Source organism: Kitasatospora papulosa (genome assembly GCF_000717245.1).
Lineage (GTDB): Bacteria > Actinomycetota > Actinomycetes > Streptomycetales > Streptomycetaceae > Streptomyces > Streptomyces papulosus.
Window position 1 is genome coordinate 51,087 of the sequence record NZ_JNYQ01000008.1, and the last position, 12,495, is coordinate 63,581.

The 12,495-nt window shown below is 71.7% G+C and carries 15 protein-coding genes; 6 read left to right on the forward strand and 9 right to left on the reverse strand.

Annotated features, from left to right (window positions below; translation table 11 throughout):
- Positions 1-16 precede the first annotated feature (16 nt).
- Together IA22_RS0121520 and IA22_RS37335 are read right to left on the reverse strand one after the other, a co-directional pair.
- The gene (locus IA22_RS0121520) at positions 17-976 is read right to left on the reverse strand and encodes an SCO0930 family lipoprotein (RefSeq protein ID WP_030124528.1); all 960 of its coding nucleotides are present in this window, start codon (positions 974-976) and stop codon (positions 17-19) included.
- Positions 977-1,342: 366 nt separating this feature from the next.
- The gene (locus IA22_RS37335) at positions 1,343-1,567 is read right to left on the reverse strand and encodes a hypothetical protein (protein ID WP_051694824.1); all 225 of its coding nucleotides are present in this window, start codon (positions 1,565-1,567) and stop codon (positions 1,343-1,345) included.
- A gap of 153 nt (positions 1,568-1,720) precedes the next feature.
- Between IA22_RS37335 and IA22_RS0121530 the strand changes: the two genes are divergently transcribed.
- Positions 1,721-2,488 carry a bestrophin-like domain gene (locus tag IA22_RS0121530; RefSeq protein ID WP_030124530.1) on the forward strand — a complete coding sequence of 256 codons (768 nt, stop codon included), beginning with the start codon at positions 1,721-1,723 and terminating at the stop codon, positions 2,486-2,488.
- 189 nt (positions 2,489-2,677) lie between these two features.
- A complete protein-coding gene (locus IA22_RS0121535) occupies positions 2,678-3,226 on the forward strand; it encodes a hypothetical protein (protein WP_030124531.1) in 549 nt (182 codons plus the stop codon).
- A gap of 95 nt (positions 3,227-3,321) precedes the next feature.
- Here the strand turns inward: IA22_RS0121535 and IA22_RS0121540 are convergent, their stop codons facing one another.
- A complete protein-coding gene (locus IA22_RS0121540; protein WP_030124532.1) occupies positions 3,322-4,041 on the reverse strand; it encodes a hypothetical protein in 720 nt (239 codons plus the stop codon).
- A 324-nt stretch (positions 4,042-4,365) separates the two neighbouring features.
- Between IA22_RS0121540 and IA22_RS0121545 the strand changes: the two genes are divergently transcribed.
- Positions 4,366-5,028, forward strand: coding sequence for a class F sortase (locus tag IA22_RS0121545; RefSeq protein ID WP_014152566.1), 663 nt, complete (start codon positions 4,366-4,368; stop codon positions 5,026-5,028).
- A 24-nt stretch (positions 5,029-5,052) separates the two neighbouring features.
- Here the strand turns inward: IA22_RS0121545 and IA22_RS0121550 are convergent, their stop codons facing one another.
- Positions 5,053-5,898 (reverse strand): polysaccharide deacetylase family protein, encoded by an 846-nt coding sequence (locus tag IA22_RS0121550; RefSeq protein ID WP_014152567.1) that lies wholly within the window; start codon positions 5,896-5,898, stop codon positions 5,053-5,055.
- 178 nt (positions 5,899-6,076) lie between these two features.
- Between IA22_RS0121550 and IA22_RS0121555 the strand changes: the two genes are divergently transcribed.
- Entirely contained in the window at positions 6,077-6,538 is a 462-nt protein-coding gene (locus IA22_RS0121555; RefSeq protein ID WP_015579949.1) for a universal stress protein, read from the forward strand.
- A 52-nt stretch (positions 6,539-6,590) separates the two neighbouring features.
- Here IA22_RS0121555 and IA22_RS0121560 read toward each other — a convergent pair whose 3' ends face one another.
- Complete coding sequence (locus IA22_RS0121560; RefSeq protein WP_030124533.1) at positions 6,591-7,790, reverse strand: CapA family protein; 1,200 nt, start codon at positions 7,788-7,790, stop codon at positions 6,591-6,593.
- Between the two features lie 258 nt (positions 7,791-8,048).
- Between IA22_RS0121560 and IA22_RS0121565 the strand changes: the two genes are divergently transcribed.
- Complete coding sequence (locus IA22_RS0121565; protein ID WP_015579947.1) at positions 8,049-8,618, forward strand: sigma-70 family RNA polymerase sigma factor; 570 nt, start codon at positions 8,049-8,051, stop codon at positions 8,616-8,618.
- On the opposite strand, the gene IA22_RS35355 is transcribed toward IA22_RS0121565, so the two are convergent.
- A complete protein-coding gene (locus IA22_RS35355) occupies positions 8,552-8,749 on the reverse strand; it encodes a zf-HC2 domain-containing protein (RefSeq protein WP_030636890.1) in 198 nt (65 codons plus the stop codon). The two genes, IA22_RS0121565 and IA22_RS35355, sit on opposite strands and share 67 nt — an antisense overlap.
- Positions 8,750-8,860: 111 nt before the next feature.
- Between IA22_RS35355 and IA22_RS0121570 the strand changes: the two genes are divergently transcribed.
- Positions 8,861-9,373 (forward strand): hypothetical protein, encoded by a 513-nt coding sequence (locus IA22_RS0121570; RefSeq protein WP_014152572.1) that lies wholly within the window; start codon positions 8,861-8,863, stop codon positions 9,371-9,373.
- 12 nt (positions 9,374-9,385) lie between these two features.
- Here IA22_RS0121570 and IA22_RS0121575 read toward each other — a convergent pair whose 3' ends face one another.
- From IA22_RS0121575 to IA22_RS0121585, 3 genes are read right to left on the reverse strand one after another with little or no spacing between them, the layout of a single operon-like run.
- The gene (locus tag IA22_RS0121575; protein ID WP_030124534.1) at positions 9,386-10,612 is read right to left on the reverse strand and encodes a sensor histidine kinase; all 1,227 of its coding nucleotides are present in this window, start codon (positions 10,610-10,612) and stop codon (positions 9,386-9,388) included.
- A complete protein-coding gene (locus IA22_RS0121580; protein ID WP_014152574.1) occupies positions 10,609-12,099 on the reverse strand; it encodes a sodium/solute symporter in 1,491 nt (496 codons plus the stop codon). Before IA22_RS0121580 ends, IA22_RS0121575 begins: the two co-directional genes overlap by 4 nt.
- Complete coding sequence (locus IA22_RS0121585; protein WP_014152575.1) at positions 12,096-12,458, reverse strand: membrane protein; 363 nt, start codon at positions 12,456-12,458, stop codon at positions 12,096-12,098. The genes IA22_RS0121580 and IA22_RS0121585 overlap by 4 nt, the downstream gene beginning before the upstream one ends.
- Positions 12,459-12,495: the final 37 nt, after the last annotated feature.

The window sequence follows — 12,495 nt, forward strand, 5'->3', positions numbered from 1 at the left end:
CAGGCCTGCCCGGGTGCTACTTGGGGGCACCGACGAGCTTCGCGCCGGGCGAGACCGCGTACCATGTTCCCCCGACTCCCTGACCGTTGGTGTCCCCCGGCTCCGAGTCCCCGGAGAAGGTGTAGAGGGGCCAGCAGTCGAGTGACTGCTGCTGGATCCCGTCCGGCCGGCCGAAGGTCACGAATCCCTTCGTGGTGACACCTTCCACGTCATTCTTCGACACCGGCGGGACGACCGGCCACTTCTTGAGGCAGTCACCCGTGCACGCGGACTTCATCGGCCAGGCCGAGTCCTTCTTGAACCGGTAAACCGTCATACCGCGCTTGTCGACGACGATGTCGCCGAGTTGCGGATCTTTCCGCACCGAAAGTCCGGCGAGGTCGGCCTGCTCTCCGGCGGAGGGACCGTCCGCGTTCACCACCGCTTTCTTTCCGTCCGGAGCGGCGGCGAACCATGTTCCCCCGACACCCTGCCCCTTGGCCTCACCGGGGCCGGTGTCCTGGGCGTAGCGGTACATCGGCCAGCCCGCGACGGTCAGCTGTTTCGTCCCGTCGCCCCTCGTGACCTCGCCGATCAGTGACGCGTCGGTCCCCGCGGCCGCCTCGGCGTTCCGCGCGGGCACCGCGGGCCAGGTCTCCGCGCAGTCGCCCTCGCACCGCGAGGCGGGCGGTTCGGCGGTGTCCTTGTCGAACCGGTAGAGCGTGAAGCCCTCGCTGTCGGTCAGCACCTCGCCGAGCTTCTTGCTGTCCCACACAGCGAGTTGTCCGGCCTCCTTCGGCGCCGCACCCGCGGCCGCCTCGGAGCCGTAGCCGCCGTCCGAACCGTAGCCCCCGTCGGCCGGCTGCCGCGCGGGGGCCGCGTTCCCGACGGCCTGACCGCCCGGGGCCTCGGCGCCCCGCTCCTGACCGCACGCCGTCGTCAGCACCAACAGGGCCGCCGCCGTCACCGCGAGCGAGGCGTTCCGCCAGGTATTCATGTCGACTCCCGTTGTCCCTCTGCCGTCCGCGACGCGAGTCCGCGCCTTCGGTGGCCCTAGGTACGGCCGGACGGTGCCCCGGCGTTCAACGGTGGACCGGACGAGTTACGGCGGACGCAAACGTGAATCGCCGGATATCCCCTCCATCAGGCGAATCAGATGCCCGCACGGCGTGCCCGGCGACTGCGGGGAACATGCTCCCCGGCGTGTACGGATCACGCATATGGCGGCTGACGGCCGCCACCCTGCTCCTGCTGCTCGCCGTCCCGCTGCCGGCGGCGGGTGACGACTGCGCGGTCGCCTCCATCGGACAGGGGGACGGCGGCTCGTCCGTCGCCATCGCGGGCCAGGGGCGGTGCGGGGCGGTCATCGCCGAGCCCGAGCCGGAGCCGGCGCCACCACCGCCGCCTCCTCCCCCACCTCCGCCACCGCCTCCGCCTCCCCCACCTCCGCCACCTCCGCCACCGCCTCCGCCACCACCGCCGCCTCCGCCGCCTCCGCCACCCCCGGCCCCCGCACCGGAACCGGAGCCGGAACCGGAACCCGCACCGGCGCCTGCCCGCGTGCGACCGACCCCGCCGGCTCCGTCACCCGTCGCGCTCCCCACCTACCGGAAGCCACCCCGCAAGCAGCCCAGGAGCGGGCCGTCACTGGTCTCACTCACCCTGCTGATCACCGCACCCGCCGTCTTCGCCGTGGCAGTGCTGCGGCCTCGCTCGTCCCGCTGACCGAAAAAGGGAACCCATGTCGGAATGGCTTGTTCTGACCATTGCGATGGCGTCGGCCTGTGCCGTCGTCCTCACCACCGCCGTGCTCAGCAACCGTCGTATCGCCGATGACGACGATCCGTCCCAGACGCCGGACGTCATCGAGTACATGACGATGATGATCGGCGTGGTGTACGCGATCGTGCTCGGCCTGGCCATCGCGGGTGTGTGGGAGGGCCGTAGCGCCGCCCAGGAGTCCGTACGCCTGGAGGCCCAGGCACTGCACGAGGTGAGCGCCCGATCGGCCGTCTATCCGGTCGAGGTGCGCGACCGCATCCGCAAGGACGTCGACGCGTACGTGGCCCATGTCGTCGGCGCCGAGTGGAAGTCGATGACGGATGACGGGAATCTCACCGAGGAGGGCACCAGGCTGCTCGACCGGGTACGGGCGGACGTGACCGAGTACAAGCCGCGGACGGACCACGAAGGGCAGGCGTACCAGCCGCTGGTGGACCAGGTGGCGGCGGCCGACGACGCACGCGGGTCCCGGGGGCAGAACGCGGGCGCGACCATGCCGGGAGTCGTCTGGTTCGGTTTGATCACCGGAGCTGTCGTCACGGTCGGGCTGATCTTCACGCTCCAGATCCGCAGAACCTTCCGCGAACTGCTGCTGGCCGGTCTCTTCAGCGTCCTGATCGCGTTCCTGCTCTTCCTGATCTGGGATTTCGACGCCCCCTTCGGCCGGGGCATCTCCGCGACGACGGCTCCGTTCGTCGATCTGTTCCCACGGGCCACGGGCGGATAGGAACGCCCGGCCCGCGGCGCTGCCGCTCCCCCGTCCGGTGCGCCGGCCGGGGGACACGGCTGCCCCATTCGCCTGACACCGATAGCGGGTGATATGAGGCGCTCCTACCGTTTCGGTCATCGAGGGGCATCTCTCATGCCTCGCGGAAATCCGTTCCGCGGCTGCCCCTCGGGACCCGGAGGAACAACCATGCGCGCGATACGTGTCGCACCCGTCGCCCTGCTGGGCGCCGCCGCCTGCCTGCTGATGGCACCGGCCGCATCGGCCGATGTCCTCAACGGCGGCACGTCCACCTCGTTCACGCCGACCATCACTCCGTCGACGGTCGCGCCGGGAGGCCGGGTCACTCTCGGCGCCATGGGGTGCACCAGTGACGCGACCGCGTTCTCGGGCGTGTTCGACACGACCACCATCCCGAGCGGGAGGTCGGCCACCACGACCGTCGACCAGGATGCCCGGCGGGGTGCCGTCTACGAGGTGACCTTCCGCTGCGGTACCACCACGCGGTCCGCCAATCTGACGATTACGAGCGGTGCCACCAGCTCCCCCACGACCTCTCCCACCACGGCCCCCACGACCAGCTCCACGTCGTCTCCCAGCGGTGTGCTGGGTGGACTCGGCGGCAGCGTCGACACGATGGACCCCACGGAGATCGCGGCCGGCTCCGCGCTGGTGGCGGTGGCCTCGGCCGGCGCCCTCTACGTCCTGCGCAAGCGCCGCACGGGCCGTCAGCACTGACGCCGCGCACCGCATACGGATACGGCAGTCGCCCCGGGTCCTGATCCAGGACTCGGGGCGACGGGCGTATCGGGCCGGGGAGGAGGTTCGAGGCGTCAGATCGCCGCATTGTTCATCCGGCGACGGACCACGAACACGGCACCGCCGACGGCCGCTGCCGCGACAAGACCGCCGCCCACCTGCATCTCGACGGAGCTGGGGCCCATCGAGCCGCCGAGGCCGCCATGCGCGCCGCGCGACGGGAGCACGGTGAAGCGGGCCGTGGCCACCGGGTCGCCGTTGCCACCGTTGCCACCGCCCTGACCGCCGTTACCGCCCTGGCCACCGTTGCCACCGCCCTGACCGCCGTTACCGCCCTGGCCGCCGTTGCCACCGCCCTGACCGCCGTTGCCGCCGTTACCGCCCTGACCACCGTGGCCACTCTGGCCACTCTGGCCGCCGCTACCGCCCTGGCCGCCGTCACCTCCGTTGCCGCCGCCGAAGTTGTTGTCGCTGTCGTTGCACCGCACGGAGAGGCTGTACTGCCCCGGCGTCGCGTTGTCCCGGATGCGCGGCGTGGCGTAGCCGGCCCGGCCCGGCGAGAGGTTGACCGTCGGGAACGCGTTCGACCACACCTTTCCGCCGGAACGACCGCAGCCCTCCGCGCTGACGTGCATCGTGGCGCCCTGGAAGACCGAGGACGGGTTGACGGTGACGTTGGTCGGGAAATTGCTCGGGTTGCTGCCCGGGCCGCCGCCGGCGGCGGCCAGCGGGGCAGCGAGACCGACCGCCGCGAAGGCGGTCGCGGTCACCGCGAGAGCGCGTGAAGCACGCATCTTTGAACCTCCAGCGGGAAGCGCCCCGGAGACTTGTTCCCCGGGATCAGTCGACGAAGAACGCATCCCATGACGAACCCTCACCAGATACCGCATGGGTCGCACTTCGGCACTGCTCCACCACGGTGATCCGACACGCCGTCAGTCGGCCTCGCCAGCTGACGGAGCCGCAGGTCACGGGCCGTCAGAACTTTTATCCGACCATTACTCCGAAGAGAAGACGCCGTGATCGGGGCACGATCGGCCGCCACCCGTTCGCACTTCTCTGATCGCCGCCGCACGGGCCCCCGCCTAGCGTGGCCGTGTCGCGACGAAGGGAGAACCATGGGCCGGGACCAGTGGGGCGGCGAGCGGAGCAGACGCACACCGTGGGGCGCGATCGCCCTGGTGATGCTCACCGGACTCGCTCTCATGCGCAACGGTGCGGAGACGTCCCCCGGCCCTCCGCAGCCGGCCGCCGCGGCCTCGGTGGCCGGCCCCCGGGAGGCCGCGGTCTCCGCCCCGCTCGACGGTGAACCGGTCCAGCCGCTCGCCTACGCCCCCGTCGAGCGCATCCGGATTCCGTCGATCGAGGTCGACGCGCCCGTCGTCGACGTGAACCTGGACCCGGCCGGCTGGATCGAGGCGCCGCCCGCCCAGGACCCGAACCTCGCCGGCTGGTACCAGAACGGCATCGCTCCCGGGCAGCGGGGCACCGCCGTCATGGTCGGCCACGTCGACAACCTCGCCGGCCCGGCGGTCTTCTACGGACTGGGCTCCCTCGACAAGGGCCGGCAGATCGAGGTGTCCCGCTACGACGGCCGCGTCGCGGTGTTCGAGATCTACGGCGTCGAGGTCTTCTCCAAGAACGACTTCCCCGGATCGAGGGTCTACGGCGACACCGGATACGCCGAGCTGCGGGTCATCACGTGCGGCGGCGGCTACACGAAGGCCGCCGGCTACGACGGGAACGTCGTGGTCTTCGCCCGGCTGGTGGAGACGCGTTAGCCGCGCCGGACACGCGACGCCCCGTCAGCTGCGGCGCGGGACGGTGGGGCGGTACCCCTTCTCCAGGAGCGCGGGCAGGTACCGGCGCAGGGCGGCCACGCTCTGGGACCGGTTTCCGCCCGCGTCGTGCGACAGGACCACCACGCCGGGTGCGGCGCCCTTCTCGACCCGGCGCACGATGGTGTCGGTGCCCGGCTCGGTCCAGTCCAGCGTGTCGACGGTCCAGGCCATCGGTTCCATGCCCAGCGCGGCACCGATCTCGAAGGAATTGCGGTTCCAGGCGCCGTACGGGGCCCGGTACCACAGCGGCGGGACTCCCAGCGTCCGCTCGACGACCTCGCTGGTGCTGCCGAGTTCGTCGCGGATGGCACCCCGGGGCAGCTTGGGGATCAGCGGGTGCGACCAGGAATGGTTGCCGACCACGTGTCCGTCGTCGGACATCTCGCGCAGCAGGTCGCGGTTGTCAGCCGCCATCTCGCCGCAGACGAAGAACATCGCCCGGACGTCGTACCTGCGGAGCGTGGCCAGGATGTCCGGGGTGTATCGCGGGTCGGGGCCGTCGTCGAAGCTCAGCACCATCGCGTCGCTCCCCAGTCCGGGCATCTCCTCGAACGGCCGGGTGCGGACGGGCGGCGGGGCGGGGCGGAAGCGGGGTGGTGTGCCCGAGGTCATGGGCCGCAGCCGGTAGGAGCCCGGGCCCGCCTGCGCCCTGGCCGGGGGCCCGGCCGCCGGAGCGGGCGGCTCGCCGCCGGGACGCGTGGGCGTCCCGGCCGGATCCGCCGCGATCATGCGCACCGCGGTGGCAGCGCCCAGCGCGAGGGCCAGGCGCAGAAAGGTGCGTCGTTCCGCTGGAATCTGATCATGCTTCATGACCAACTGCTCGCACGGCGTCACTCCCGTGTCCGACGTCGACACCCATGATCAGATGTTTTGCACCCGATGGATGGAGCGCCCCCGCGGGGCTCCGGCGAGGGGAATGCCGGTCACGCATGCCGGTCACGCGGAGGCGCCGGGAGCCCTGTGCACGGGAGCGACTACCCTCGGGGCCGTGACAGACCAGCAACAACACCGGTTCGAGCGCGGCACGGACGGCCCCAAGGTGATCGTCGCGGGCATCGACGGTTCCCAGTCCTCGATGCGGGCGGCGGCGTACGCGGCGGGTCTCGCCCGCCGGCAGAACGCGATGCTCGCCCTCGTCTACGTGCAGCCCGTGCTGTCGGCCGGTGCCGCTCTGGGAGCCCCGGTCGCGGACGCCACCGGTGAGGTCGCCGAGGAGCTGGTGAACGAGATAAGGACCGCGGCGGAACGCCTCAAGGACACCTGGAACGTCCGCTGGGAGTTCCACACGTTCCACGGCGATCCGTACAACGGGCTCGTGACGGCGTCCGACGAGCTCAAGGCGGACGCCGTGATCGTGGGCGCCTCGGAGTCCGCCGGGCACCGCTTCATCGGCTCGGTGGCGGTGCGGCTCGTGAAGGCCGGCCGCTGGCCTGTCACCGTCGTGCCGTGACGACCCCCCGGCGGCGCACCGGCCCCGGCAGCCGCCGGGAGCCGGGCACGCGTCACTTCCCTGCGACGAGACCGTCCTGGGCCGCCCCACGGCTGAGGACGACGCCCTGGATCCGTTCGCGGATCTCGCGCAGACGGCCCGCTTCCCGGTCCAGGCCGACGACGCGCGCCGCCTCGGGGTCGAACAACTGGGGCAGGAACTCCGCCTTCCTGACCTCCCATCGCCGCCCGGGCTCCGCCGGCCGCTCGAAGGTGAAGCGTCCCATCGAGCTCTCGTTGGCACGCGGGTCCCGGACCCCCGCGTCATCGACCATGGCACCGGCGACCTGGTCGCCCATGCCGTAGACGATCCAGGTGCCGTTGACCTTCTCGTACGCCTGCGGCACATGGGCGTGGGTGCCGATGATCAGGTCGATGTCAGGGCGCTTCCCGGTGGTCGAGGCCGTGAGCGCGTGGCCGAGGTCGAGCTGGTCGTCGTCGGGCCGCTCCTGCCACTCGGTACCCCAGTGCAGGGACACGACGACCACGTCGGCGCCCGCCTCGCGTGCCGTGCGGGCGTCCGCGACGATGCGGTCCTTGTCGATCAGGTTGACCGCCCAGGGCTGCCCGTCGGGCAGCGTCCTGTCGTTGGTGCCGTAGGTGTACGCGAGGTGGGCGACCTTCGCCGCGTCCTTCCCCTTGCCGGCCCTGAGCATCGTCGGGCGGGAGGACTCCTCCGCCGAGCGCGCGGATCCCGCGTGGGCGATGCCGGTGCGGTCCAGTGCGTCGAGTGTGCGGCGGATTCCCTGGGTGCCGTCGTCCAGGGTGTGGTTGGAGGCGGTGGAGCAGGAGTCGTAGCCGGTGGCGCGCAGCGCGGTCGCCACCTCGGGCGGTGACCTGAAGTCCGGATACCCCGTGTAAGGGCCGCCGTTCCGGCCGTACACCGTCTCCATGTGACAGATGGCCAGATCCGCTCCGGAGACCGCGGGGGCGGCGCCCTTGAGCATCGGGCGGAAGTCGTAGCCCGCGCCCCCCGCGTCGGCGGCCGCCCGGTCGATGATCGAGGAGTGCGGCAGTACGTCGCCCGAGGCCAGCAGCGTGAAGCTGTCCGCGCCGTCCTCTCCCCCGGCTCCGGCCCCGTTCGCCCCGGGCCCGGCGGAGAGGTGCCGCCCGGCGAACCCGGGGGTCGACGACTGCTGGCCGGTACAGGCTGTTGCTGTGGCGAGCAGACCGGCGACGGCGATCGCCGCGCCCTGTCGGATGCGCTTCGTCATCTGCACGACTCCCGGATTCGGACGATTTTTACCATCCGAATACACATATATTCATACCGGCAAGTCAAGGATAAAGAGTCCGGAATACCTTAATCGGCCGTATCGCCGTCCGTCGACCGTTCACCGCACCACTCGCCGCTCCGTGCGACCGCTCAACGCACACCCCGGTGCACCGCCTGTTCCCCCGCGCCCTGATGCGTTCGTATTCGCCAGGCGGGAGCGAGGCGTCAGGGGCCTCTTCGGGAAAGGACGTTCACGATGACCACGGCGACAACCGATGAGCGGGCTCTCGCGGAGCTGCAGAGGGAGCACGGGCCCGCCCTGTTCCACTTCCTGCTGGGACTGACGTTCGGCGACCGGCAGCGGGCGGAGGACCTGCTGCAGGAGACGCTGGTACGCGCCTGGCAGCATCCGGAGGCCTTCGACGCCCCCTACGAATCGATGCGTCCGTGGCTCTTCACCGTCGCCCGGCGCCTCGCCATCGACGCCCGCAGGTCCCGCCAGGCCAGGCCGACGGAGGTCAGTGACGCGGTCCTGGAGAGCGCGCCCGCCCGGGACGACACCGCGGCCGCGGCGGTCCACAGCCTCGACGTCCGCGAAGCCGTGAGGACGCTCAGCCCCGAGCACCGCGCGGTACTCGTGCAGATCTACTTCCGGGGGCTCAGCGTCGGCGAGACCGCGCAGGTCCTCGGCATACCCCCGGGAACCGTCAAGTCCCGCTCGTACTACGCGCTGCGACTGCTGAGCCGCACTCTGCCCGGCTACTCCAGCAGGTCGTCCACGTCGAGCAGCGCGAGCAGGGACACCGCGTCCACGACCTCGACGTAGGCCGCCGCGCACACCTCGCAGCGCTGGAGGTGCCGGGCGACCTGACCGCTCTCCCGCGCATCGAGGGCGTCGAGCACATAGGCTCCCAGCGTCTGCCGTACATGCGGGTCGTCGCCGCGGTCGGTGGTCATCGCGCCTCGCCTCTCCCGACGGATCCTGCCCTTCTGCCCACGCGGGGCGCGCGCCCCCGGTTCAATGCTGCGTACAGCCCGGTGCCGAGTCGACGAAAGAGGCGAGACGGGATGCGTCCCGAACATTACGAGGAATCCGGTGGGGACGGGCTGCTGGTCCCGATGGCCTGGATGTACTCCGAATACATCGCCGACGAGCTGCTGGTGACCGGCGACCTGATGGAGCCGACGACCCTGGAGTACCGGGCGGGACGCGACGCGCTCGCCCTGACGATCTTCCTGTCCGACGGAGCGGCCACCGAGGAGCTCCCCGTCGCCCGGGTGGACGAACTGCGGCTGCTCACGGCGTACGGCGCCTCCTGGAGGCACTGGGTGTGCGCGCGCCTGGAGGCACTGGAGCGGCCGACCGCTCCGGCCGGGCTCCCGGATCCCGGCCTCGCGCTGGCGCGGGCCGCCTGGCGGTGGCTGGAGGAGACCGAGCTCCTGGCCGCGGACCTCGACGCGATCGGACCGCCGCCGTGGGAGCCGTCGGACGCCGACGACGAGGCGGGCGAGGTCCGGGTGTGGACCCCGGCCTGGCAGCTCGGACTGCCGTTGGGACACCTGGCCGTCCATCTCCACTGAGCCCTCGGCGCGTCACGAACCGTGCACGCCGGCACGGTACTTGGGCAGTCGCAGGGTGATCTTCATGCCCGCTCCGACGCCCGTCTCGATGACGAGGCCGTAGTCGTCCCCGTACACCTGGCGGAGCCGCTCGTCCACGTTGAGCAGGCCGATGCCGGCGGAGGCGCCGCCCTCCCCCCGCAGGATGCGCCTCAGGCGCTCCGGGTCCATGCCCGTGCCGTCGTCCTCGATGACGACCTCGGCCTCGGCACCCGCGTCCAGCGCGCTGATCGTGACGCGGATCGGGGCGTCGACCGCCCGGACGGGCCCGTCGGGCCGGGGAAGGGTGACCGCGCCCTCGAGGCCGTGCTTGACGGCGTTCTCGACCAGGGGCTGGAGGCACAGGAACGGGAGCGAGACGGGAAGCACCTCGGGCGCGACCTGGAGGGTCACGGAGAGACGTGCACCGAATCGGGCCCTGACCAGTGCCAGATACTGGTCGATGGAGTGGAGTTCGTCGGCCAGGGTGGTGAACTCCCCGTGCCGGCGGAAGGAGTAGCGGGTGAAGTCGGCGAACTCCAGGAGGAGTTCACGTGCCCGCTCGGGATCCGTCCGGACGAACGAGGCGATGGCGGCGAGCGAGTTGAAGATGAAGTGCGGGGAGATCTGGGCCCGCAGCGCCTTGATCTCGGCCTCGACGATCTGCGTGCGGGAGCGGTCCAGCTCGGCGAGTTCCAGCTGCACGCAGACCCAGCGGGCCACCTCCCCCGCCGCCCGGGCCAGCACCGCCGACTCCCGGGGTGCGTAGGCGACGAGCGTGCCGAGCACCCGGTGGTCGACCGTGAGCGGGACGGCGACGGCCCAGCGCAGGGTGCAGTCGAGGTCGCCGCAGTCGCTGTGGAAGGCGGTGTCCCTCCCGCTGGCGAGCAGCCCCTCGACCTGCTCCATCACGTCCTTGCCGTGATGGTCCCCCTCGCCGTCCCACACCAGCACCCGGTCCCGGTCGGTGAGGCACAGGGCGTCGGTGCCCAGCAGCGAGCGCAGCCGGCGCGCCGACCTGCGGGCGCTCTCCTCCGTGAGTCCGGAGCGCAGCGGGGGCGCCGCGAGGGAGGCGGTGTGCAGGGTCTCGAAGGTGGCGTGCTCGACGGGCGTGCCCACGTCACTGGTGCGCACGGGGCGGGCGGTGCGGCCGAGGAGGAAGCCCGTGCCGAACAGCAGCAGCGCCAGCAGCGCGATGACGGCGATCCCGGCCCCGGTCACCGCACACGTCCCGCGGCCAGTGCCTCCGGCAGGTGGAAGCGGGTCATGGCGGCGTTGGTGCCGGGTGGTATGCGTCCGGGGGTGGCCAGGGAGACCAGGATCATCGCGAGGAAGCCGACCGGCACGGACCATACGGCGGGCCAGGCCAGCAGGGCGTGCGGCCAGCCGGGCGGACGCACCGCGCCGCTGACGGTGATGGCGACCGACAGCAGCGCGGAGCCGCCGCCGAGCAGCAGCCCGGCGATCGCCCCCGGCGGGGTGAGCCGCCGCCACCAGATGCCGAGCACGAGCAGCGGACAGAACGACGAGGCGGACACCGCGAAGGCCATCCCCACGGCGTCGGCGACCGGCACCCGGCTGACGAGCAGTGAGCCGGCCAGCGGCACGGCGATGGCGAGCACGGTGGCCAGCCGGAAGTGCCGTACGCCTCGCGAGGGAAGGACGTCCTGGGTGATCACGCCGGCGACGGCCATGGTCAGCCCTGACGCGGTGGACAGGAACGCGGCGAAGGCGCCCCCCGCGAGGAGTGCGCCGAGCAGGTCACCACCGAGGCCGCCGATCACCCGTGCCGGCAGCAGCAGTACCGCTGCGTCGGCGTCCCCGCCGTGCATGAAGTCGGGTGCGTAGAGCCGGCCCAGGGCCCCGTACACCGGGGGCAGCAGGTAGAACAGCCCGACCAGGGCGAGGACGGCGACCGTGGTACGGCGTGCGTCCCGTCCGTTGGGGCTGGTGTAGAAGCGGACCACCACATGGGGAAGGCCCATGGTGCCGAGGAAGGTCGCGATGATCAGTCCGTACGTCGCGTAGAGCGGATGGTCGGCCCGGAAGACGGAGATCTGCTCGTCGAACGTGACCCGGGGCCGTCCGTCGCCCTGCCAGGCGAGCACCAGGAAGATCGCCGGGACCAGGAGCGCGGTGAGCTTCAGCCAGTACTGGAAGACCTGGACGAACGTGATCGAACGCATGCCTCCCGCGGCGACGGCGATCACCACGACGGAGGCGACGAGCACGTCGCCGAGCCAGCCGGGCGCACCGGTGAGGATCTTCAGGGTGAGACCGGCGCCCTGGAGCTGCGGCACGAGGTAGACCCAGCCCGCGCCGACGACGAACACGCTGACCAGCCTGCGCACCTGCCGGGACTCCAGCCGTCCCTCGGCGAAGTCGGGAAGCGTGTACGCCCCGGAGCGGCGCAGCGGGGCGGCGACGAACACCAGCAGCACGAGGTATCCGGCGGTGTATCCGACCGGGTACCAGAGCATGTCGGGCCCGTGCACCAGCACCAGGCCGGCGATCCCGAGGAACGAGGCGGCGGACAGGTACTCCCCGCTGATCGCCGCCGCGTTGAGCCGCGGGCGTACGGTGCGCGAGGCGACGTAGAAGTCGGAGGTCGTACGGGAGATCCGCAGCCCGAATCCGCCGACGAGGACGGTGGCGAGGACGACGAGGGCGACCGCCACCACCGATGCCGGGTGGCCGGGTGCGCTCACGGTGAGGGGAGGCCTTCCACGAGTCTGGCGAAGTCGCGCTCGTTGCGTTCCGCCCTGCGCACGTACCACCAGGCGGCCAGGGTGAGCGGCGGACAGGTGGCGAAGCCGAGCACCCCCCAGACGAGCGCGTCGCTGCCCAGCGCCTCGAAGAGCAGGGGCAGGGTGCCGGCCACGGTGGCGAGTACGGCGAAGACGGTGAGCCCGGCGCGGAGCTGGCTGCGCATCAGTGACCGGACGTAGGCGCCGCCGAGGGCGGTCTGTTCGTCGATCTCCGACTGGGCGCGGTAGCGGGGCAGCGGACGCACCCGGCGCGGCTCGCCCGTGACCACTTCGCGCCGGGGCGTGCTCTCTGCGGACATGGGCCCGGAGTGTAGGCGGCACGGGGCCCCGCTGGGA